Annotated in this window: 16 protein-coding genes; 8 read left to right on the top strand and 8 right to left on the bottom strand. The window is 71.6% G+C overall.

Going from position 1 to position 23003, the window contains the following annotated elements:
• Window positions 1-27 precede the first annotated feature (27 nt).
• From OG928_RS23250 to OG928_RS23240, 3 genes are all read left to right on the top strand, one after another.
• Window positions 28-141, top strand: a complete 114-nt coding sequence (locus tag OG928_RS23250) for a putative leader peptide (RefSeq protein WP_406286875.1) — start codon at window positions 28-30, stop codon at window positions 139-141.
• 452 nt (window positions 142-593) lie between these two features.
• A complete protein-coding gene (locus tag OG928_RS23245) occupies window positions 594-887 on the top strand; it encodes a hypothetical protein (protein ID WP_406286872.1) in 294 nt (97 codons plus the stop codon).
• 44 nt (window positions 888-931) lie between these two features.
• A complete protein-coding gene (locus tag OG928_RS23240) occupies window positions 932-2152 on the top strand; it encodes a WD40 repeat domain-containing protein (RefSeq protein WP_406286870.1) in 1221 nt (406 codons plus the stop codon).
• Between the two features lie 19 nt (window positions 2153-2171).
• Here the strand turns inward: OG928_RS23240 and OG928_RS23235 are convergent, their stop codons facing one another.
• Window positions 2172-2747, bottom strand: coding sequence for a Uma2 family endonuclease (locus tag OG928_RS23235; protein ID WP_406286867.1), 576 nt, complete (start codon window positions 2745-2747; stop codon window positions 2172-2174).
• A 107-nt stretch (window positions 2748-2854) separates the two neighbouring features.
• The gene (locus OG928_RS23230; protein WP_406286865.1) at window positions 2855-3748 is read right to left on the bottom strand and encodes a phenylalanine 4-monooxygenase; all 894 of its coding nucleotides are present in this window, start codon (window positions 3746-3748) and stop codon (window positions 2855-2857) included.
• Window positions 3749-4039: 291 nt separating this feature from the next.
• On the opposite strand from OG928_RS23230, the gene OG928_RS23225 reads away from it, so the two are divergent.
• Genes OG928_RS23225 through OG928_RS23210 form a run of 4 tightly spaced genes read left to right on the top strand, consistent with a single transcriptional unit; the run spans window position 4040 to window position 11914 of the window.
• Window positions 4040-6085 (top strand): dynamin family protein, encoded by a 2046-nt coding sequence (locus OG928_RS23225; RefSeq protein ID WP_406286863.1) that lies wholly within the window; start codon window positions 4040-4042, stop codon window positions 6083-6085.
• Window positions 6082-7212 carry a C39 family peptidase gene (locus tag OG928_RS23220; protein ID WP_406286861.1) on the top strand — a complete coding sequence of 377 codons (1131 nt, stop codon included), beginning with the start codon at window positions 6082-6084 and terminating at the stop codon, window positions 7210-7212. The genes OG928_RS23225 and OG928_RS23220 overlap by 4 nt, the downstream gene beginning before the upstream one ends.
• A 44-nt stretch (window positions 7213-7256) precedes the next feature.
• Window positions 7257-9902, top strand: coding sequence for a dynamin family protein (locus OG928_RS23215; protein WP_406286859.1), 2646 nt, complete (start codon window positions 7257-7259; stop codon window positions 9900-9902).
• A 38-nt stretch (window positions 9903-9940) separates the two neighbouring features.
• Window positions 9941-11914, top strand: a complete 1974-nt coding sequence (locus OG928_RS23210; RefSeq protein WP_406286858.1) for a dynamin family protein — start codon at window positions 9941-9943, stop codon at window positions 11912-11914.
• Between the two features lie 142 nt (window positions 11915-12056).
• On the opposite strand, the gene hemW is transcribed toward OG928_RS23210, so the two are convergent.
• The 3 genes from hemW to lepA all read right to left on the bottom strand — a co-directional run bounded on the left by hemW (window position 12057) and on the right by lepA (window position 17532).
• The gene (gene hemW, locus OG928_RS23205) at window positions 12057-13277 is read right to left on the bottom strand and encodes a radical SAM family heme chaperone HemW (RefSeq protein WP_406286855.1); all 1221 of its coding nucleotides are present in this window, start codon (window positions 13275-13277) and stop codon (window positions 12057-12059) included.
• A gap of 91 nt (window positions 13278-13368) precedes the next feature.
• Entirely contained in the window at window positions 13369-15294 is a 1926-nt protein-coding gene (locus OG928_RS23200; RefSeq protein WP_406286852.1) for an AMP-dependent synthetase/ligase, read from the bottom strand.
• Between the two features lie 384 nt (window positions 15295-15678).
• A complete protein-coding gene (gene lepA, locus OG928_RS23195; RefSeq protein ID WP_406286850.1) occupies window positions 15679-17532 on the bottom strand; it encodes a translation elongation factor 4 in 1854 nt (617 codons plus the stop codon).
• A 364-nt stretch (window positions 17533-17896) separates the two neighbouring features.
• Here lepA and rpsT point away from each other — a divergent pair, with 364 nt between their 5' ends.
• Window positions 17897-18163, top strand: coding sequence for a 30S ribosomal protein S20 (rpsT, locus tag OG928_RS23190; RefSeq protein WP_406286848.1), 267 nt, complete (start codon window positions 17897-17899; stop codon window positions 18161-18163).
• 183 nt (window positions 18164-18346) lie between these two features.
• On the opposite strand, the gene holA is transcribed toward rpsT, so the two are convergent.
• Genes holA through OG928_RS23175 form a run of 3 tightly spaced genes read right to left on the bottom strand, consistent with a single transcriptional unit; the run spans window position 18347 to window position 22726 of the window.
• Window positions 18347-19327, bottom strand: coding sequence for a DNA polymerase III subunit delta (gene holA, locus OG928_RS23185; RefSeq protein ID WP_406286845.1), 981 nt, complete (start codon window positions 19325-19327; stop codon window positions 18347-18349).
• Window positions 19239-21929 (bottom strand): ComEC/Rec2 family competence protein, encoded by a 2691-nt coding sequence (locus tag OG928_RS23180; RefSeq protein WP_406286843.1) that lies wholly within the window; start codon window positions 21927-21929, stop codon window positions 19239-19241. Before OG928_RS23180 ends, holA begins: the two co-directional genes overlap by 89 nt.
• The gene (locus OG928_RS23175; RefSeq protein WP_406286841.1) at window positions 21926-22726 is read right to left on the bottom strand and encodes a helix-hairpin-helix domain-containing protein; all 801 of its coding nucleotides are present in this window, start codon (window positions 22724-22726) and stop codon (window positions 21926-21928) included. The genes OG928_RS23180 and OG928_RS23175 overlap by 4 nt, the downstream gene beginning before the upstream one ends.
• Window positions 22727-23003: the final 277 nt, after the last annotated feature.

The raw sequence follows: 23003 nt of genomic DNA, 5'->3' as shown, positions 1-23003 counted from the left end.
CCGTCTGTTCGTTGACCGTTGCGGCACGTGCCTGCGAGTCTCCATTTCGTGAACCACCGTGACGTCAGCCTCGCGACGCGCCGCCACGTCGACCTCCGTCGGCAGGCGAGCGCGATCTGTGCCGTCCGGACCGTCCGCTGACCGGAGTTCGTCTCTTCCGGTAGGACCTTTTTCAGCACCCGTGTGAGCCCCACGATCGTCGCGCCCTGTCGCGATCGATCCCGCTCCGCGCCGCTCGACCCCTCGAGCGGCACGGCTCCTTCCGCTACACGGGCACCCCTGTCCGCGGTCACCTACACCCCGGGCCCACCGGCCCCGTACGACCCGGAAACCGTCGTCCGCACCCTCCGCGAGGCAGCGGCCACGTTCGAGTAGCCCGCGTTGGTCGAGGTGGTCGTTCGAATCCCCGAACGACCACCCCGCGCCATTCGACGGACGAAATGGGCAATCCCCGCCGGACTCGGCGCGGCCACTGCGGCGGCGTCGTCGAGGGGTTCGGCGCACCGGCGGGCAAGTGACGTGGTTCACGCGGGAGTTGTTTCGGGGCAGACGGCGGACGGACGACGTGTCATTCTCGAAGGAGGGGCCGCGTCGTGGTGCCCCGCACGGCCCAGGGACAGGCGGTGGACATGGCTCGGGCATCGCATCCGAGTGTGTTGCGGGTCGGCACCGCGGCCATGGCGCTGGTGGTGGCGGTGCTGTTGTCGCCGTTGTTCGCGCTGTTCGAGATGGTCCTCGGGATGCTGCTGCTGGGCGCGAGTGTGATCAGCGCGGCCCGGACCGCCGGGCCCATGCGGCAGATCATGTTCGTGGCGGGGCTGATCCTGCTCTTCGCCGGCGGGTTGTACGTGAGCGCGGGGCTGCTGATCGACGCCTTCTCGCCCTGAGTCGAGCGGGCGGGGGTGTCCCGGGTATCGGTTAGCGTGCCGGGATGGGATCCGAACAGATCACGCTCGTGCAGCCCGACTCGACCGGGCCCAAGTACCGCCGATTCGAACTGCTGGGTGCCGAGTTCGTGCGGTCCGGTCGAACGGGGTCGGGCAAGGCCCGGGAGACCCGCAAGGAGTTCCCGGACCCGAAGGCGGCCACCGTCGCGTTGCGCAGGGAGGTCTGGAAGGCGCTGCGGGCCGGGTTCGTCCGACTCGGGACGGAGGGCGAGTCGGTGGCCCTGCAGTTCCTGACGCCACGCAAGGCGACCTCCCGGGCGATGGACCTGCACCCGGACGGAAGCTCCGTGGTGATCGGGTGCGACGGCGCGATCCTGCTCGTGGACGTGGCGACGGGCAGCCGGCGCACCGTGTTCGAGGTGCCGGAGCAGGAGCGCGGGGGAATCTTCCACGCGACCCTGTTCGACGCGAGCGGCGAATGTGTGGTGTACACGATCGAAGGCCGGACCCGCCGCCTCGACCTGGCCACCGGGCGGGACGAGGCGGTCGCCGGATTCACCCAGTTCGACGACTCGCGGTTCAACCCGTACTGCGTCCGGCCGTCCTGGGACCGGGCCCGCGAGCGGCTCGTGGTGTTCGACGCCGGCGACCTCGTGCGCGTCCTGGACGCGGCGGGCGAGCCGGTGTGCGAGGTGTCCACGGCGTCGCCGACCACCGAGTGCCGGACGGCGGCGTTGTCCGCGTCCGGACGGCTGTTGGCGGTGAGCCGGGTGAGCCGGGGCGTCGTCTACGGTCACCGGGACGCGCTGGCGGACACCACCAACGAGGTCGAGGTGTGGGACGTGGCGTCCGGCCGGCTCGTGACCCGCGTGCCGCTCGCGTGGGACATCGGCCGGGTCGGGTTCGATCCGACCGAGACGCTGCTGGTGATGAACCGCGGCGGGGTGCACGGCCCGTACGCGATCTCGATCGAAACCGGGGACGTGGTCTGGCAATTCACCAACCCGTTCCACCCGAACATCCTGCACACCTGCTACGGCTGGAGCTACACGCCGGACGGCGGGCGGATCGCGGTGGGCGGCAACCGTACCGGCGCGCTGCGCCTGTACGACGCCGACCTCCGCGAGCCGAGCGGGGTCGACCTGGACGGCTACGACGACCAGCGCGTGAGCCGCCTGGTCTTCTCCCGCACCGGCGACCTGCTGGCCACCGGCGGCGATTTCGGCCTGGTGTACGTACGACGAATTCCACCGCCCGCCGGGTGACGCCCCGGCGCGGCCCCACTCAGCCGAATCTCGCGGTGTCCAGGGTCGTCGAGAACGGCGCCGGCAGATCGATCTGCTTACCGAACGGCCCGGTGTGGATCTCCGTGTAGTCGTCGCCTTCGGGTGCGGAGAACAGCGTCACCTTGCCGTGCTCCCGATCCACCAGGAGGTAGAGCGGAATGGCACTGCGCGCGTAGGACTGTCGCTTGGCCTCACGATCGATCTCGGCGCGCTGTGAGGTGACTTCCAGGACCAGTGCCACACCGTCGCAGGCCATCCAGGACTCCGCGTCGAGAAACAGGTCGAGCTCCTCCGGAGCGAACGTGCCGTCCGGGATGACGTGGTTGCGCGCGGCCGATCCGCCGTCCACCTTGAGACCCTTGTTGCCGGAGAAGTCCATGGCGGTGGCCGTGCCCGCGATGATCTGGCGCAGCACCGAACTCACGACGCGCTCGTGATTTCCCAGCGGTGGTGGTGTCACGACGATCTCCCCCTCGATCAGCTCGGCGCGGAAGCCCAGGGGGGTGTCCAACGCCAGGAAGCCGTCCAGGACGACGTCTTCCTGCGTGGGGATCTCGTGCGTCATGGCTGACATTCTGAGCCCCTTCCGTGGTCGGGGCGAGCGTATGCCGCCACTCGGGCGGGCGACCGGGTGTTCGGGGTCGGGTCGCCCGCGCGAGTGAATGACGGTCGTGCGTCGCGCTACGGGGTTTTCGCCGAGGCGGTCAGGGCCGCGATCGACGCGTCGTCGCAGTTCGCCCAGAAGCCGCCCACCACGTCCTCCAGGTGGGTCATCGAGTCGGCCGCGTACAGGATGTCCTGGTAGTGGGTGATGTCGTACTGCATCGTGCCCATCGCGATCAGGTCCAGGTCGCGGATGTCGACGGTGCGGAACTCGCGGATCTCGCCGTACGAGGACAGGATGCCCGCGCCGTAGGCCTTGAGCGCACCGGCCTCGCGCATGACGCCGAACTCCAGCGTGAACCAGAAGACCTTCGAGACGAATTCGAGCGCCTCGCGGCTCTCGACCCGCTGGGCGGCCTCGCCCGCGACCCGGTACAGGTCGGCGAAGCGGTCCGACGCGAGCATGTTGGCGTGGCCGATGACCTCGTGCACCACGTCGGGCTCCGGCGTGTACAGCGGGACGCTGTGGTGCCGGATGTACTGCGTCGAGTGGAAGTAGGAATCGGCCAGCGAACCGTAGAAGTCGCGCAGCGGGACCAGGCCGGCCGCCGGCAGGTAGCGGAAGCCGGTCAGCGGTTGGAGCGCGCTGCTGACCTCCTCCAGCTGCGGGATCCGCTCGGTCGGCAGCTTCAGCCGGGCGGCGCCGTCCAGGTAGTCGGCTACCGCGTACTGCTCGTGCGAGATGGAAAGCTCGCGCGAGACCAGACGCCAGACCTCGTGCTCCTCCTCGGTGTACTCGACCTCGGGGATCGGTTCGCCCCGCCGGTGGTCGAGTGCCAGTGCCGCGATCCGGTTGCGCCGGTCGCGGTAGACCTCGTCGGCGAAGCCCGGGTGGCTGCGGGACAGCTCGACCTCGACTCCGCCGTCGGCCCGCCGGGTGACCGGGGCCAGATACTGGGCCTCCTCGAACATCGCCATCTCCTGATCGCATCGGTATATCGACTCGCCTGACGGGCCGAAGCACCCATGCAACCAGTATGCGCCGCTTACACCCCTTTTCGGCCGATCAGGCGACTTGGGGAAGCGACACATCGATCAGGTGCGAGGGATCGCCTCGGCGCCCTCATCGCATCACCCGGCGGGGCGTCACACAAGGGCCCGGGCCACAGCCGCCGGAATGCCCGAGATCCGCCGAGACGCGAATCGGGCCGCCGTGGCAGGATCGCCCCTACATCGGGGAGGGCACCGTCGGGAGGGGGCACGGTGGTGGATTCTCGCGGCACGGCCGGGGGGCGTTCGGAGCGGCGCGACGTGGTCGAGGCGCTCACCGAGACGTCGGATCACCTGGACTTCGCGCTCGCGATGGTGCGCCGCACCGTGGGCGACCAGGAGCGGCTCGCCCAGCTGACCGCCCGGATCCGCGAGATCGAGGTCCGGCTCAGGGACGACCGCTACTACCTCGCCGTGATCGGCGAGTTCTCGGCGGGCAAGAGCACCTTCATCAACGCGCTGCTCGCCGAGGATCTGTTGCCCACCTCGGCACTGCCCACGACCGGCGCCGCCACCCGGATCACGCACGGCGACGAGTTCGCCGTCGAGGTGCGCTTCAGCGGCGACGGGATCCGGTACGTGTACCCGTCCGGCCGGTACACCGGGGCCGCGAGCCCGCTCGGCCGGATGCTCGGCCACCTCGCGCCCGACGTCCCCGTGCCCGAGGACACCGCCGGCGTGCTGCGCCTGCTCACCGCGCACGAGGCGATCGCGCCGCACGTGCTGAGCCTGGAGGTCCGCCACCCCGCGGCGGCGCTGCGGGACGGGCTGGTGATCATCGACACCCCCGGCACCAACGCCCGGGCCGGGCACACCGACATCACCCGCGCGGTGATGCGCGACATCGCCGACGTCGCGGCGGTGCTGACCGCGTCCACGTCGCCGTCGCCGGTGTCGCTGACCGAGTTCCTGACCGACGCGCTCGACCCCGGGCAGATCCGCCGCTGCATCATCCTCGTCACCAAGATGGACCACATCGACGAGACCGAGCGCGAGGACCTGCTCGCGCACGTCAGGCAGCGGTTCGCGCGGATGCTGGGGGTGACCGATCCGGTCGTCGAGCCGGTCGCGGCCGAGCCGGTGGTCCGGCTCGCCACGGGCCGGCCGCTGCGCGGGCCCGAGCAGGCGCACTGGGCCGAGGAGTTTCCGCGCACGCTGGCCCGGCTCCGCGACCTCATGCAGCGTCAACGCATCGTCGCGGTCTCCGATCACCTGCTGCGCCTGCTCGAGGACCTGCTCGACGAGCTGGGCCGCGAGGTGACCCTCGCGCAGCACCGCCTCGACGCCGAGGAGGCCGAGCTGAACGGGGCCCGGATCGCCGACATGGCCGGGTTCGTCCGGGCCCAACACGGCGAGACCGCGCGCCTGCTCGGCGCCGGCGCCCAGCGCGCGGAGCAGGCCGTCGGCGGCATGGCCCCGCAGTGGTGGCGGTACACCCGGGCCGAGATCGACCGGGAGCTGGACGGCGCGAGCACCCCGGACGAGCTGCGCGCGGTGATCGGGACCCGGGCCCCGGAGCTGATCCGCCAGGGCCTCCCGCGGATCGGCGACATCGTCCAACAGGCGGTCACGAGCGCCCTGTCGGCGGCGACCGACACCGCGAAGTCGGCCGTGGACGCGGCGTTCGAGGCCGCGTACGAGAAGCTCGGCGGCGTCGCCGAACTGCCCCGGCAGGACCGGCTCACGGTGCTGACCGGACATCAACTGGCCGACGCCGCGATGCAGACATATGAGAATTCGGTCACGGGTGTGACCCAACAGATTCGGGCCGTCCGCCTGGAGCCGGGCGCCGCGAAGACCCCCGGCGCGCGCATCGGCGGAGCATTGGATCAGTGGTTCGGCAATGGGCGAAATGGGGAGACCGGTCCGCATTCGGGACGGGCCGGCTTCGGCGGTTTCATGGCCAAAGTGGCCGATTCGTTGGCATCCACCGACATGACGGCGCTGCGGAACCACGCCCGGGGCGAAATGCATCAGACACTGCGAACGGTCGCCGATGGTCTGTCACAACAGATCGACGAGGCCGTTCGGACGGCAACCACGCACTACTCGCTCGACGTATCGCAGCACGTGGATCGGTACCGGGCCACGTACGAGGCGACGGTCGCCGAACTGGTGGCCGAGCATCACCGCCGCGAGGATATCCTCGCGGCGCGCAGAAGCCTGTTGCACGACGCGGACAGGCAGACGGAACGGCGCCGCGCGACGGTCAACAGCCAACGCGAGCGCCTCACACGCCGGGGGGAATTCGGCACATGAGCGACTTCACGCACGACGACGACCTGTTCTCGATGGTCTCGGACGACACCATCGACACACTGGACACCGCCGACGGGGGTACCGAGGCGGCGGCACCACTGTGGGAGACCGACGCGGCCGGCGGGTTCAACGGCGCGTACCCGAACTCGAACCTGCCGTACACCGATCCGAACTTCGACCCGCTGAGCGACCCGAACTACGACCCGTTCCACGCGGACAGCGACGGCGACGGCCAGGTCGACGCCTACGACCCGTCGGCGTTCGACCCCACCGACGGCAACCCGGCGACGCCGAGCCAGCAGTGGCGCGACGACCAGCTCACCTGGGCCGAGGACCACGGCTACGGCGACCCCGCCAATCCGATCGACCCGTACGCGGACCCCGCGAATCCCTACGGCGACCCGTACGGGGACCCCTACGGCGATCCCTACGGCGACCCGTACGCCCAGCCCGCCGGCTACGACCCGGGCGGCGCCGCCGACTACGGGAACGCCACGTACACCCCGTGGGGCGCGGCCGTCGACGCGAACGGCGAGATGTCGTACACCCCGCCGAACTGGACTCCGGACCAGTTCGACGGCTTCGGCGACCCGGTCGGCGACGCGCAGTACTGGCAGCAGCAGACCAGCCCGACCAGCTGCGCGGTGGTCACCCAGGGGATGATCCTGGAGAAGCTCACCGGCATGCCGCTCGACGAGAACGCGCTGATGACGGAAGCCCAGCAGGCGGGCATCTACGACCCCGCCAACGGCACCTACACGGACGACATCGGCAAGCTGCTCGAAATGCACGGCGTGGACACCGACACCGTGCCGAACGCCGACATGCGCCAGATGCTCGACGCCCTGGAGAAGGGCGACCAGGTCATCGTCGCCCTGGACGCCCAGGAGATCTGGTCGCCGGTGCACGACGTCGGTACCGACGCGCCCATGGAGCAGGACCCGACGATGGGCCACGCGGTGTGGGTCACCGGCATCGACACCCAGCCCGACGGCTCGGTGTACGTGCTGCTCAACGACCCGGGCGCGCCGTTCGGCTCGGTCGAGCCGGTGCCGCTGGAGGACTTCGTCAACGCGTGGCAGGACCGGGACACGACGATGATCGTCGCCCACCCCGTCGGCGCCTGATCGTTCGACACCACAACGCATTTCGATGGGAGTAGGGACCACACATGTCGTTCGATCGTGAACACGTGCTGCGCCAGGCCGCGCAGGTACAGCCGCGGCGGCGTCCCGGTGTCGCCGGTCTGCTGAGCGGGATCCATCGCAGCGACGAGCTGCGCGGCTGGATCACCATGGAGTCGGTGGCGCTGCCGCCCGTCCCCGAGCGGACCGCCGCCGGCTGGACGCTGTGGAGCCTGATCGGGGTCGGCAACGCCACCCCCGGTCGGCGCGAGCTGCCGATCCGTCCCGTGTGGGGCGCGGTCCAGTGGGCGTGGCCGTCCGAGGACGTGCTGCGGCACGTGAAGCTGACCGAGCTGCCCGAGGTCGCGAAGTCGATCGAGAGCACGATCGGGGACCCGGCGGCGTGGACGCTGTCGATGCAGGCGGACGCGCTGGCCGAGCGGGCCCGCTTCTTCCAGTCGCTGGGCCGGTTCCTGGCCGACCCCGAGGCGGACGCGAAGGGCGGCCCGAAGATCCTCGCGGGGCTGTACGCCCGGGTGATGCCGATCGGGGCGGTGGCCGCGTACCAGCGGCTCGTCCCGTCCACGGCCTCGTGGCTGCGCGCCGCGGCGCCGCGTGAGGCGTCCGCGCGCCGCGACTCGGGCGACTCGCCCTCCGGCCAACCCGGCCCGTCGGGGAACACGGCGGACCGGAGGCAGGCCCCGGCTCCGGGTACGCCCCCGGCGGGGCAGGCAACGGCGGGGCCGAACGCGAGTTGGGCGGGCCGCGTCGGCGGCGGCCCGTCCGGCTCCGCGGGACCGCGTCCGGCGGCTCCGGCCGCCGCACAGGCACCGGTCCCCGCTCCCCGTGCGCCCGCCGCACCGGTGCGCCCGGCCGTGCCGGAGGGTTCGGTGACGAGCCTGGTCAAGCAGGCGCCCTCGGCGACCGCGCTCGGCCGGCGGATCAGCGACGCGCACGTGATCGCGACCGAGTTCGGCCTGGACGCGCTGGCGGGCGAGCTGGACCGGCTGCGGGCCCGGATGCGCCGGCCGGGGTTGCGGATCGCGGTGGTCGGCGAGTTCGGGCGCGGCAAGTCGTCGCTGATCAACCGGCTGCTCGGCGCGCCGGTGATCCCCGAGGGCCGGCACACCCCGGTCCCGCTGGTGATCGCGTCCGGCCCGGAGGCCCGCCTGGAGTTGCAGTTCTCCGACGGCCGGTCCGAGCCGCGGCCGGCGGTGTCCGGGTCCTGGGACGAGATCCTGCGGTCGAGTGAGCATCGGGACCCGGACGCGGCAACGCTGGTCGGCGTCCGGGTGCTGGTCACCGAGCCCGAGTTGGCCCGCCTGGACGTCGAGTTGGTGGACACACCGGGCGTCAACGCCGGGCGCGGCAAGGGCGAGGACGCCGAGGAGCACGACCGCCGGACCGAGGACCTGGTCCGGCGCACGGTCGCGGCCAGCGACGCGGTGCTCATGGTCGTGTCCGCGAGCGCGCCGCTCGGCCTGTCCGAGACCTCGTTCCTGGAAGAGGAGGTGCTCGCCCGGCACGTCCCGCGGATCACCGTCGTGGTGTCCAAACTGGACACGGTCGACGAGGACGAGCGCGAGGACATCGTCGAGTATCTGGGCGGCCGGGTGCGGCGCATCTCGCCCACGCTCCAGGTGTTGGCGGGACCGCACCGCGAGGACGCGGCGCCGGTGGCGGGTGTGTACGAGCGGCTGACCGAGTACACGACGTCGAGCGGGCGCCGGAACATGCGCTCGCGGCAGACGGCGGGCCAACTCCTGTCGCTGCTGGACGAGATGGTCCAGGTCGGCCGGGACGGGCTGGCCGCGGCGGTGCTCGGCGACGCCGAACGCCGGCGCACCGCCGACGAGTCCGAGATCGAGATCGACCGGATGGCCACCGAGTGGGGCAAGGTCCGGGTCGAGCTCCAGCAGCGCCGGACGCAGACCGCGGAGAAGTTCCGCGAGCACCTGCACTCCTCGCGCGGCGACCTGTTGGAGACGCTGCGCTACGAGATGGAGCGCACGCCGGACCCGCGCACCTGGTGGGAGCGCGACCTGCCGTACCGGCTGCGCCGCGAACTGACGGCGCTGGCCAAGAAGTTCGAGGCCCAACTGCACTCCAGCGTGCAGGCCGACGTGGCCTGGCTGGACGCGAAGATGAAGGCGCACTTCGGGCGCGGCACCAAGTACCGCATGGAGAAGGTCGAGCAGCTCTCGGCCGACTTCGAGCTGGGCGAGGCCGAGTCGCTCGGCCTCAAGGACCTCAAGAGCCGCAAGCTCGCGTGGCGGATCGGTCCCACCGGCGTCGCGGTGCTGGGCATGCTGCTGATCCCGCTCACCGGCGGTGCGGCCGCGCTCCCGATGGGCGTGGGCATGGCGGCCTCGGCGGGCGGCATGGTGCTCGGCGAGGTCAAGTCCGGCTCGCTGGTCGATCAGCAGCGCGCGCAGGGCATGAAGGCGCTGGAGCCGACCGTCGAGGAGGTGCTCGGCAACTTCTCCGAAGAGGTGTCCAAGCGCCTGCACACGCTGTACGGCGGAGTCATGGACGAAGCGGTGCGCGGACAGAAGGCGTGGCGGGACGACCGCCGGACCGCACTGGCCAAGGTCGGCACCGACGGACCCGCATGGCAGGATCTGGTCACGCGCAGCGAGCAGCTCGGGGTCCAGGTGAACAGCATGCTGGGCGCCCGGGCCGACCGGGGCTGACAAGGTCTGATCGGCCGTCGAGGAGGGGAGCGTCCAGGGTGGACAAGGGTCACGGGGCAGCCGATGGGGCCTACGCGGGCTATGGCGCGTGGCGGGCACGGCAGGAGACCCTGGTCGGCCTGATCGACCGGCTCACGCCGATCGTGGCCGGGCTGCGGATCGGCGCGGGCGTCAAGAAGTTGGACTCACTCAAGCATCGCGCCGCGTCCGAGTCGTTCAAGGTGATGATCGTCGGCGAGTTCAAGCGCGGCAAGAGCACGGTCATCAACTCGATGCTCGGCGAGAAGGTGCTGCCCTCGTTCGCTCGCCCGTGCACGGCGATCATCAACGAGGTGACGTGGGGCGATACTCGCTCGGCGCTGATCTATCCGCTGGAGGCGGACGGTACGCCGGGCGATCCGCTGGAGGTCGGCGTCGAGGAGATCGCCGACTACGTGACGATCGGCGCCGACGACGACAACACGCCGAACCCGTACGAGCGCGCGGTCGTCCGCTGGCCGCTGGAGCTGTGCCGCAACGGCGTCGTGGTGGTCGACTCCCCCGGGCTCAACGAGGCCCCGGAACGCGAGAAGGTCACCCTCAACTACCTCGAACAGGCCGACGTGCTGGTGTTCGTGGTGGACTGCCAGGCCGCGATGTCGCGCAGCGAGCAGCTCTTCCTGGACGTGCACGTCAAGGCGCGCGGGCACGAGGACGTGTTCTACGTCGGCAACAAGATCAACCTGGTCGAGGAGGAGGAGCGCGAGGACGTCCAGCGGGAGATCCGCAAGCGCCTCTCGCCCTACCTCTCCCGCCCGGACCGGGTCTTCTTCGTGAACGCCCGGGCCGCCCTGACCGGCCGACAGAAGGGCGACCCGGAGCTGCTGTCCGGCTCCGGGATGCCCGAACTGGAACGTGGCCTGGAGGACTTCCTCACCCGCGAGCGCGGCCGGGCCAAGATCCTGTCCCCCGCCCGGGAGTTGAAGTACCTGCTGATCGAGGCGCGCGAGCAGATCGACCGCAAGGAAGCCCTGCTGACCCAGGACGTCGAGGAGCTGCGGGCCACCTACGAGCGGGTCCAGGGCCCGCTGACCCGGCTGGAGCAAAACCGTCGGGTGATCGTCGCGCAGATGGAGGAACACCTGCGCGAGACCCGCGGCGAGGTCGAGGCCACGACGCGGCGGTTCATGGACAAGGTCGCCGCGAGCATCCCGACCTGGGCGCAGGAGTACGACCCGAGCAACACCATCGGCGCCAACCCGTTCAACGCGCGCGAGAAGATGGAGGCCGCGGTCAAGGAGATCACCGACCACCTCTCCGGGCGGGTCCAGGTCGAGTTCGCCCAGTGGCAGGAGAGCGAGCTCAAGCCGCTCGTCGGGCGTCGCGTCGAGGATATGGAGCGGATGATCGACGACGACGTGAAGCAGTTCGTCACGCGCATCGACGAGATCCGCGCGTCGCTCACGGCGGGACCGGTCGGCAAGGACGAGGAAGGCAAGCCCTCGACGCCGATCGAGCGGTTGCTCGCGGACGCGGTGAGCTTCGTGCTCGACCCCGCCACGGCGGTCTCCGGCGGGAAGTTCAACCTCAGGTCGATGCTCACCGCGCTGCTGCCGCAGATCGCGATCGGCACGGCCGCGTTCCTGGTCGGCCTCGGCCCGTTCGTGATCCTCGGCGCGGTCCTGGGCTCGACCGTGTTCAAGGGCGCGCTACAGCTCAACAAGGCCAACCGGCGGCTCCGGGAACAGGTCGCCGAACAGGTCCAGCTGGAGCTGCGCAAGCAGGCCGACACCGACGTCACCAACCTGGGCGAAGAGGTGGTCAAGCAGCTCCGCAAGATGCGCGACGCCATCGCGCAGGGGCTCGACTCGGAGATCAAGTCGATCCGCGACGAGGTCGGCGCCGCGCTGCGGACGAAGGAACAGGGCGAGTCCGACGCGAAGCGCGAGAGCGGCGAGATGCGGCGCTACGCGCAGGAGCTGAACCGGGTGGACGAATCACTGGCCGACCTGATCATGGACGTCGCGATGTAGGGCCCTCGGTCGCCGGCCGGGTAAATCAGCCCGGCCGGCGCTTGAGGCCACCTCGGCCGCGGGCCGGATAATTCAGCCCGGCCGGCGCTTGAGGCCAACAGCCCGGCCGGCGTTTGAGGCCGAAAGCGGTCGAGGGCCGCCCTTAGTCCACCAGGTCCCGCACCACCGCGTCGGCGAGAAGCCGACCCCGCAGGGTCAGGATCGCGCGCTCGCCCAAGAGCGGTTCGAGCAACCCGTCGGCCGCGGCCCGCGCCGCGGCCTTGCGACCCTGCTCGGTGAGCACGTCCAGCGGAACCCCGTCGGAGAGTCGCAGTTCGAGCAGGATCCGCTCGACCCGGCGGTCCTCCGCGGTGAGCAGCTCGCGAGCCTGCGCCGGGGAGGCACCGGCGGACAGCCGCCGCGCGTAGGCCGCGGGGTGCCGCACGTTCCACCACCGCACGCCGCCGACGTGGCTGTGCGCGCCCGGTCCCGCGCCCCACCAGTCGGCGCCGGTCCAGTACAGCTCGTTGTGTCGGCACCGCGCGGCCGCGTCGGTCGCCCAGTTGGACACCTCGTACCACCCGAGGCCGGCAGCCGTGAACGCCTCGTCCGCCATCAGGTAGCGGTCGGCGAGCACGTCGTCGTCGGGCATCGGCAGCTCGCCGCGCCGCACCCGGCCGGCCAGCCGCGTCCCGTCCTCGACGATCAGCGCGTACGCCGACACGTGGTCGGGCCGTGCGGACAACACGGCGTCGATCGAGGCCCGCCAGTCGTCGTCGGACTCCCCCGGCGTGCCGTAGATCAGGTCGAGGTTGACGTGCTCGAACCCGACCGCGCGCGCGTCGGCCACGCACTGCTCGGGCCGCCCCGGGGTGTGCGTGCGGTCGAGGATCCGCAGCACGTGCCGGCGCGCGCTCTGCATGCCGAAGGAGAGCCGGTTGAAGCCGCCCGCGAGCAGCGTCTCCAGGTAGGCCGGATCCACCGACTCGGGGTTGGCCTCGGTGGTCACCTCGGCGCCGGCCGCGAGGCCGAACTCGTCCCGGATCGCGCCGAGCACCCGCGCCAGGTCGGCGGCGGGCAACAGGGTCGGCGTACCGCCCCCGAAGAACACCGTCTCGACCGGCCGGTCGACGTCGCCGAGCAGCCTCCGCGCCATCCGGATCTCGGCGATCGCGTCGTCGGCGTACGACCCCTGCGAGGCCGAGCCGCCCAGCTCGGTGGCGGTGTACGTGTTGAAGTCGCAGTAGCCACAGCGCGACGCGCAGTAGGGCACGTGCACGTAGAAGCCGAACGGGCGGTTCGCGCCCGCGAACTCGTCGAGCGCGGACGCGGGCAGCGAACCGTCTTCGGGCACGGGCAGACCGTCGGGGGGTGCGGAGGGCATCTCCCCATTGTCCACGAGTCGGCCGTGACCCCCGGCGGGCCGGGACGACCCGGTCGGGGCGTCCCGGTCGGATCGGGATGCCCCGACCGGGTCAGCCGACGAGCGTGCCCTTGTACATCTCCTCCAGGACGGCCGCGTACTCGCGCTCCACGACCCGCCGCTTGACCTTCAGGCTGGGCGTCAGCGTGCCCTGCTCGACGCTGAGGTCGCACGGCAGGATCGCGAACTTCTTCACCGTCTGCCAGCGCTGTAGGCCGGTGTTGAGCTGGTCGATGTAATCGGCGAGCAGCGCGCGGACGGCCTCGCTCGCGGCCAGCTCCTCGTAGGACTTGTCCGCGAGTGCCGGCCGGCCCGCGGCCCAACCCTTCACCGCGTCCGGGTCGAGCGTGATCAGCGCGGCGCAGAAGTTGCGGCCCTCGCCGTGCACGAGGATGTTGCTGACGTACGGACACATGCCCTTGAAGCGGCCCTCGATCTCGCTGGGCGCGACGTACTTGCCGCCCGACGTCTTGATCAGGTCCTTCTTGCGGTCGGTGATCCGCAGGAAGCCGTCCTCGATCACGGCGATGTCGCCGGTGCGCAGCCAGCCGTCCTCGGTGAGCACCTCGGCGGTCGCCTCGGGGTTGTTGTGATAGCCCTGCATGACGGCGGGGCCGCGCAGGAGCAGTTCGCCGTCCTCGTCGATGCGCATCTCGGAGCCGGGCAGGACCAGGCCGACCGTGCCGATGCGGTGGTGGTCGTAGCGGTTGACCGAGCTGCCCGCGCTGGCCTCGGTCAGGCCGTAGCCCTCCAGGATCGGGATGCCGATCGCGTCGAAGAACTCCGCGACGTCCGGGGACAGCGCCGCGCTGCCCGAGATGCAGCCCTTGAGCCGGCCGCCGAACAGGTCGCGCAGCTTGGCGAAGACGAGCCGGTCGGCGACCTTGTACTTGGCGTTCAGCAGCGCCGAGGGGGTCCGCCCGGCCTGCCGGGTCTGCGACATCTCGCGCCCGACGCCGACGGCCCATTGGAAGATCCGGTACTTGAGGCCGCCTTCGGCCCGCATCTTGACGTGGACCGAGTTGTACACCTTCTCGAACACCCGCGGCGCGGCGGCCATGAAGGTCGGCCGGACGATGGGGAGGTTGGTGATCAGCTTGGGGATCCGGCCGTCGACCGCGGTCGGGTATCCGATCCGGATCTGGCCGGACACCATCACCTTGCCGTAGCAGTGCGCGAGCGGGAGCCACAGGTATTGCAGCTCGTTGCCGTCGGTGAGCGCCATCTCCGCCTGTGCGGCGGCCTGGTAGGCCCAGGTGTCGTGCGTGAGTCGGACGCCCTTGGGGCGGCCGGTGGTGCCGGAGGTGTAGATCAGCGTCGCGAGCTGGTCGCGCTCGATCGCGGCGACCCTGGTCTCGACGAGGTCCGGCTCCTTGTCGAGGCGGGCCCGGCCGAGCTCTTCGAGGTCGGCGAGGGTGATCACCCAGTCGTCGGCGGCGACGGCCGTGTCGTCGGTCGCGTCGGATGCGTCGGGGGCGACGGCCGCGTCGGATGCGTTCGCCTCCGGGGGCTTCGCCGTCTCGTCGAAGGTGACGACCTTGCGCACCGCGCCGAGTCGGGCCCGTTCGGTGCGCAGCTTGGCGAGCTGCTCCTCGTCGGCGGCGAACACCACGACGCTGCCGGAGTCCTCCAGGATGTAGGCGGCCTCGTCGGCGTTGGTGGTCGGGTACACCGTGGTCGTGGCCGCGCCGGCGCACATGATCCCCATGTCGGCGAGCAGCCAGTCGAGCCGGGTCTCGGCGACGATCGCCACCCGGTCCTCGGGCTCGACGCCGAGCGCGACCAGGCCGGCGGCGATCGCCTTGGCCCGGTCACCGGTCTGCCCCCACGTGAGCGAACGCCATTCCTCGCGGTCGCCCTCGCCCACGGCGACCGGGTGGCGATATGCCTCCCGGTCCGGAGTCGCCCGGACGCGCTCCAGGAAGTCCACGGCGATGGACGGCGGGCGGTTGTCGATGCCGGCGGGCTCTGGACTCACTGCGGCCTCCGTGTCCTGGGCGGATTTCAGGGGGTGGCGATGCTGAGTGCTGGTGTTACGGGTGGTGCCGGTGTTGGTACTGGTACCCGATATCGAATACGGGTGTCGATACCGGGATGGGGTGATGCACGGCGTCGGCCGGGGGCTTGTCGTTCGGTATAGCGCGGGCAAAAAACGAAGCGGGTGCATCGGACCTGCCCGATGCACCCGCAACGTACGCCGCCGAAAGGCTACGCGGTAGTAGGTTCGCGCGGATCCGCCTTCGAATCACGCTTCCGCGCCAGTTTTGCCCACCGCGGAACGCGCACGGCGACCGCTCGTGGAGCGGTCGCCGTGTGCTGCTTCCCGACTGCCTCCCGGCTGTTTCGCCGGTACTGCGCCGTACTACTTCTTGCCGCCGCTGTCGTCGGTGGACAGCGCCGCGATGAAGGCTTCCTGCGGCACCTCCACGCGGCCGACCATCTTCATCCGCTTCTTGCCTTCCTTCTGCTTCTCGAGCAGCTTGCGCTTGCGGCTGATGTCACCGCCGTAGCACTTGGCGAGCACGTCCTTGCGGATCGCGCGGATGTTCTCGCGGGCGATCACGCGCGCGCCGACGGCGGCCTGGATCGGCACCTCGAACTGCTGACGCGGAATCAGCTCGCGCAGCTTCTTGGTCATCTCGACGCCGTAGTTGTACGCCTTGTCCTTGTGCACGATCGCGCTGAACGCGTCGACGGCCTCGCCCTGGAGCAGGATGTCGACCTTGACCAGCGCCGATTGCTGCTCGCCCGTGGTCTCGTAGTCGAGCGACGCGTAGCCGCGCGTCTTGGACTTGAGCGCGTCGAAGAAGTCGAACACGATCTCCGCGAGCGGCAGCGTGTAGCGCAGCTCGACCCGGTCCTCGGAGAGGAAGTCCATCCCGAGCTGAACGCCGCGCCGGGTCTGGCACAGCTCCATGATCGTGCCGATGTACTCGCTCGGGGCCAGGATCGTGGCCCGCACCACCGGCTCGTGCACCTCGGCGATCTTGCCGCCGGGGAACTCGCTCGGGTTGGTCACGGTGTGCTCGGTGCCGTCCTCCATGACGACGCGGTACACCACGCTGGGCGCGGTCGAGATGAGTTCGAGGTTGAACTCGCGCTCCAGGCGCTCCCGGACGATCTCCAGGTGCAGCAGGCCGAGGAAGCCGCAGCGGAAGCCGAAGCCGAGCGCGACGGAGGTCTCCGGCTCGTACACCAGCGCGGCGTCGTTGAGCTGGAGCTTGTCGAGCGCGTCGCGCAGCTCGGGGTAGTCCGAGCCGTCGAGCGGATACAGGCCCGAGAACACCATCGGCTTCGGGTCCTTGTAGCCGCCGAGGGCCTCGGTCGCGCCGTGGTGCAGGGACGTGATCGTGTCACCGACACGGGACTGCCGAACGTCCTTCACGCCGGTGATGATGTAGCCGACCTCGCCGACGCTGAGGCCGTCGGCCGGCTTCGGCTCGGGCGAGATGACCCCGATCTCCAGGAGCTCGTGGGTCACCCCCGTCGACATCATCTGGATCCGCTCGCGCTTCTTCAGGTCGCCGTCGATCACACGGACGTAGGTGACCACGCCGCGGTACGAGTCGTAGACCGAGTCGAAGATCATCGCGCGGGCCGGCGCGTCCTTGACGCCGATCGGCGGCGGGACCACCCGGACGCACTCGTCGAGCAGCTCGGCCACGCCCACACCGGTCTTGCCCGAGACCTTGAGCACGTCCTCCGGGTCGCAGCCGATGATGTGCGCGAGCTCGGCCGCGTACTTCTCGGGCTGCGCCGCCGGCAGGTCGATCTTGTTCAGTACCGGGATGATCTGGAGGTCGTTCTCCAGCGCCAGGTAGAGGTTGGCCAGCGTCTGCGCCTCGATGCCCTGCGCGGCGTCGACCAACAGGACCGCGCCCTCGCAGGCCGCGAGCGATCGGGACACCTCGTAGGTGAAGTCCACGTGGCCGGGGGTGTCGATCATGTTCAGGACGTGGACCCGGCCGTCGGGGGCCGTCCACGGGAGCCGCACCGCCTGCGACTTGATGGTGATGCCGCGCTCACGCTCGATGTCCATGCGGTCGAGGTACTGCGCGCGCATCTGCCGCGAGTCGACCACACCGGTGAGCTGAAGCATCCGGTCGGCGAGCGTCGACTTGCCGTGGTCGATGTGGGCGATGATGCAGAAGTTCCGGATCAGCGCCGGGTCGGTACGGCTGGGCTCCGGCACGTTCACTGGCGGGGTCGCGGGCACGCGGGCTTCCAGATTCTCGATCGGGTGGACTGGGCGAGGGTCGAGCGAAGGTGTTGCTGGGTTGCTGCGAGAGTCCCGCGGATCACGCGTGGGATCGCAGGTGTTCCTCACATCGTCCCATGCGACATGGGTACGACGCGTTGGTGGAGGCGGTCGTGGCTGTTCCGAAGGGGGATCGGGGCGGTCGTCGGGCCACGATCGGGGTGGTTCGGGCGGCCCGAATGCGGCCCGTGGCTTCCCACCCGTCCGGCTGCTGGTAATCTGATGGATCGCGTATGGCGTACGTGTCTCTGCCATGCAGTCAACGTCCGGACGGGCCCTCTCCCTGGATCGGATCCCGACCTAGTACTCAGAAGGCTCTTTCGTGGCGAACATCAAGTCCCAGATCAAGCGCAACAAGACGAACGAGATTGCGCGTCAGCGCAACAAGGCCGTCAAGTCGGAGCTCAAGACCTTCGTGCGCAAGGCGCGCGAGGCGGCCGAGGCCGGCAACGTCGAGCAGGCCGAGGCGTTCACCCGCCTCGCGGCCCGCAAGCTCGACAAGGCCGTCAGCAAGGGTGTCATCCACAAGAACCAGGCTGCCAACAAGAAGTCGGCCCTGGAGAAGCGTGTCGCGACGGCCAAGGCCTGAATCGCAGCACCTTTTGACGCCTGAGCGCTTGCGCTCGTAGCGACTTCGAAGGCGCCGTCCCCGGTTTCCGGGGGCGGCGCCTTTGTGTGTTCCCGTTGGGTTCCTTGCGTGCGTTCGGGGGCGTGGTGTGTGCCCGGGTACGTGGTGGCGCGTGGCGGGCGGTGTCGTCTCCCGTGTCGTTCCTCAGGAGGCGTTGCGGACGGTGGAGACCGTCACCACGGCCTTCTCCAGCGCGTAGGCCGGGTCCGTGCCGCCGCCCTTGACGGCCGCGTCGGCGTCGGCGACGGCGCACAGCGCCTGCACGATGCCGTCGGGGGTCCAGCCGCGCAGCTGCTGGCGGACGCGGTCCACCTTCCACGGCGGCATGCCCAGCTCGCGCGCGAGGTCGCCCGGCCGCGCACCGCGAGGGGCGGCGCCCACCCGGGCGATCTGGCGCACGCTCTGCGCCAACGCGCTCGTGACCAGGACGGGGGCGACACCGACCGACAACGCCCAGCGCAGTTGCTCCAGCGCCTCGGCGGTACGGCCCTCGACGGCCTTGTCGGCGACGGTGAAGCTGGACGCCTCGGCGACGCCGCTGTAGTAGCGCGCGACGACTTCCTCGTCGACCACGCCGTCGGTGTCCGCCATGAGCTGGCTGCACGCGGACGCCAGCTCGCGCAGATCGTTGCCGATCGCCTCGACCAGGGTCCGGCAGGCGTCCTCGGTGAGCGAGCGCCCGGCGATCCGAAACTCCGACCGCGCGAACGCGACCCGGTCCCCGACCTTGGTGACCTTGGGGCAGGCGACCTCACGCACGCCGACCTTGCGGACCGCGTCCAGGAGATTCTTGCCCTTGGGCCCACCGAGATGGGCGAGCACGAGCACGATCTCGTCGGCGGGATCGGCGATCGACTTCTTGACCTCGCCGGCCAGATCCGCACCGAGATCCTGCGCGGACCGAATCACGATGACCTTGCGCTCGCCGAACAACGACGGACTGGTCAACTCGGACAACATCCCGGGCTGCAACGCCCCGGGCGCGAGGTCGCGGATGTCGGCATCGGGATCCAGCGCGCGCACGGCACGCACCACATCACCGATCGCCCGATCCACGAGCAATTCCTCGGGCCCGACGACGAGCGTGACGGGCGCGAGCGGGTCGTCCTGCGATTTCCTGGCCATCCGCCCAAGCATCCCACGCCCCACGGACACCGCCCTCCGGCCCGGACCGGGCCGGAGGGGCCGACACGCGGGCCGTCCGGGCCGCTTCGGCGGACGTCGCGTCTTGCTCGGGGGCGGGTGGCATCGAGGGGCGGGGTGGTGCCGGAGGTGCGGGCGGGAGCGGTTTGGCCCGGTGGGGGGAGGTGTCGGGGCCTCGGGCCACCGCTTTCAGGTGGGAGCCGGTGCCGGTGACGGCGATGGGGCCGTCGGTGTCGGTGCGCAGGAGGTGGGCGCCGGTGGCGGCGATGAGGGTGCGCGCCGTGGGCGACGGGTGGCCGTAGGGGTTGCCCGCGCCGACCGAGACGAGGGCCAGGCGGGGGCGCAGGGCGAGGAGGAGTGCCGGGTCCTGCCGGGCCGAGCCGTGGTGGGCGACCTTGAGGACGTCCACCCGGACACCGGTCAGGCGGGTTCGCAGGGCTTCCTGGGCCTCGGTCTCCACGTCCCCGGTGAGCAGCATCCGGACGCCGTGTCGCCGGACGAGCAGGACCAGGCTGGCGTTGTTGGCGGCGGACCCGCCCGCCGCCCGGGCGGTGGGGTGGGTCGGGGTGGCGGGTCGGGGGAGCAGGGTCTGCCAGGTCAGGTCGGCGAGGGCGCGTTGTTCGCCGTCGGTGGGGGTGGTCAGCGAGGTGCCGGCCGCGGCGGCCCAGCGGCGGACTCGGGTGACCTCGCCGGCGGGTTCGGCGAGGTTGGTGCCCTGGATGGCGCCCACCGCGCGGCCGCGTAGCGCGCCGGGCAGGCCCTCGACGTGGTCGGCGTGGTAGTGGCTGAGCAGCACGAGGGGCAGGCGGTCGATGCCGAGGTCGCGCAGGCAGCGGTCGACCGCGCGCGGGTCGGGGCCGGCGTCGACCAGGACACCCGCGCCGGCCCCCGCGTTCAGCACGAGGGCGTCGCCCTGCCCGACGTTGCACATGACCAGGTGCCAGCCCGGCGGCGGCCAGCCGGTCAGCGGGCGGATCAGGGCCGGTGGGCGGAGCAGGGCCACGACCGCGACGGTCGCGAGCAGCGCCGCGGCCGCGACCCGGGGCCATCCCGGTCGGCGTGGGCCCTGCGGTGCGTGGCGCGGCGCGCGGTGCGGTGCGTCGTCGGCGCGCAGCACGCGCAGCGTCGGCACGGCCGCGACTGTGATCGCCGCGAGGGCCGCGCCGCCGACGAGGCCGGTCGGCCAGGTGACGGCGGCGCCGGGCAACTGCGCGCCGGTGCGGGCCACCATCGCGATCCAGGCGATCGGCCACGAGGCGAGCCATCCGACCACGCGGGCGAGCGGGAGGCACACGGGCGCGAGCACGAGGGTGACGAAGCCGAGGATCGTGGCGGGCGCGACCGCGAACTCGGCGAGCAGGTTGCACGGCACCGCGACCACACTGACCTGCCCCGCGAAGGTCACCACCAGCGGCCCGCACACGGCCTGTGCGGCCAGCGGCACGGCGACCGGCACCGCGGCCCACTTCGGCCACCCCCGGGCCCGGAGCCGCCCGATCCAATGCGGCGCGAGCAGCAGCAGCGCGCCGGTGGCCAGCACGGACAGTGCGAACCCGTACGAGCGGGCCAGCGTCGGATCGAGCAGCACCAGTGCGAGCGCCGCGACGGCGAGCGCCGGCAGGCCCCGCCGGGTCCGGCCGGTGTACAGCGCGATCAGGGTCACCAGGCCCATCGCGGCGGCGCGCAGCACGCTCGGTTCGGGGCGGGCCACCACCACGAATCCGGCGACGGCCACCGCGCCCGCGATCGGCAACGAACGACCGCGCACGCCGCCGGCGCGCAACACGACGAGCACGAAGCCCAGGAGGATGGTGATGTTGGTGCCGCTCACGGCGGTCAGGTGCGTCAGCTCGGTGGTTCCGAAGTCGGCTTCGAGGTCGGCCGGCAGCCGGCTCGTGTCGCCCACGACCAGGCCCGGCAACAGGCCGCGGGCGGCCGGCGACAGCCCCGCGCACGCGTCCCGGAACCGGGCCCGCAGGTATCCCGCGAAGCGCTGATGGGCCGCGGCGGCGCCGGTCGGTTCCGGCGCGGCCCGCACCAGCAGGAGGGCGCCGCCGGCCCGGCCCTCGACGAAGCGGCCATGCGTACGGATCGGGGTGCTCGGGAGCAGGCCGAGCCAGGCACCCGCGTCGGGCCCGCTCGCCAGGACCGTGACGGGAGTACGGACCCGCGTGTCGCCCACGCGCTCGATCCGGGCGGCGAACACCGTGGGCGGCGCGCCGAGTTCGCTGCCCCGTACGCGCGTGACCCGCCGCTCCGGGTCGGTCCGCACGGTCAGCTCGACCCCCGCCTCGCCCCCGCGCCGCGCCAACTCCGTGACGGGCCCGGCCCGATCGGCCGCGGTACGCAATCCCGAGACCAGGCCGGCCGCCGCGACACACACCAACACGACGGCCACCACCGCCCGCCGCCGAGCGGCCGGCACGGCCACCACCGCCCCGGCCCCCAGCGCCGCGAGCAGCGACCCCATCACGCTCACCCACAGCGGCACCAGCGGCGCCACCCACGCGGCTCCCCAAGCCGCGACCGCCCCCGGCACCAACCGCGCGTCCGCCCGCCGCCCGTGCCTCTCGCGGGGGGTCATACGCGGACTTTGGTCTTGAGGTCGGCGAATTTGCGGTCGCCGATGCCGCGGACCTGGCGGAGTTGGTCGATGCCGGCGAACCGGCCCAGTTGGGTGCGCTTCTCGATGATCTGGCGGGCCAATACCGGGCCGACGCCGGGGAGTTGTTCGAGCTGTTCGGGCGTGGCCGTGTTGAGGTCGAGGACGGCGTTCGGGGGTGTCGCCCCGGGCGGGGCGGCCGGCCCGGGCGGGGCCTGGGCGGGGGCGCCCGGTACTCCCACCGGGACCTGTTCGCCGTCGGCCAACGGGCGGGCCAGGTTCAGGGTGGCCAGGTCGGCCGCCGGCAGCGCGCCCCCGGCGGCTCGGAGCGCGTCGGCCACCCGCGCGCCGGGCGGCAGTACGACCACTCCGGGGTGCGCGACCTTCCCGGCGACATGCACCGTGATCGGCGCCGGCGACCCGGACGCGGGCTGGGACGGCGCGACCTGACCACCCGTCACCTGTCCGGTCACCGCGACCGGCGACGCACCCCCGGCCGCCATCGCGGGTGGGGGCGCATCGACGCTCTGCGGCCGGGCCCGCCACCACCCACCCACGGCGAGTGCGACGGCCACGAGCGCGAGCACCGCGATCGCGGCCACCACACGCCGATCCACCCCCACTCGCAAGCGCGCGGGCACCCGATCGGCCACCGCCTCGACCGCCCGACGCACGGGGTCCGGCGCCGCCTCACGCGGCCCGAGCAGCGCGGCGACCCGCTCCGCGGCGGGCCGAGGCGGCGACGGGGGCGGGAAGGAGGAGGACGCGGATCCGGACATGCCCCGAAGCTAGGTCGCCGCACCCCACCCACCGCCGCCTCACCGCCGGCCTGTGCACAACCACCCCACTGTGGAAACCGAAGCCCCCCACGTGAGCGACCCGAAACCGCCGACCAGCCCCGAACACACCCGCGTCCCCGGCCGCCCGACTCGACACCCAAGCCCAGCCAAATCAGCCCGTCCGGCGTTTGAGGACAACGCTTGACCCGGCCCCGGCGACCGGGCGTGCCACCCCCTGGGAAACAAGGCACCCCGCCCCGCCCCACTCCCGCGCGCC

The sequence above is a fragment of the Embleya sp. NBC_00896 genome (genome assembly GCF_045207785.1).
Lineage (GTDB): Bacteria > Actinomycetota > Actinomycetes > Streptomycetales > Streptomycetaceae > Embleya.
Note: the sequence above shows the minus strand (reverse complement) of the source record. Positions and strands in the feature narration are given on the sequence as shown.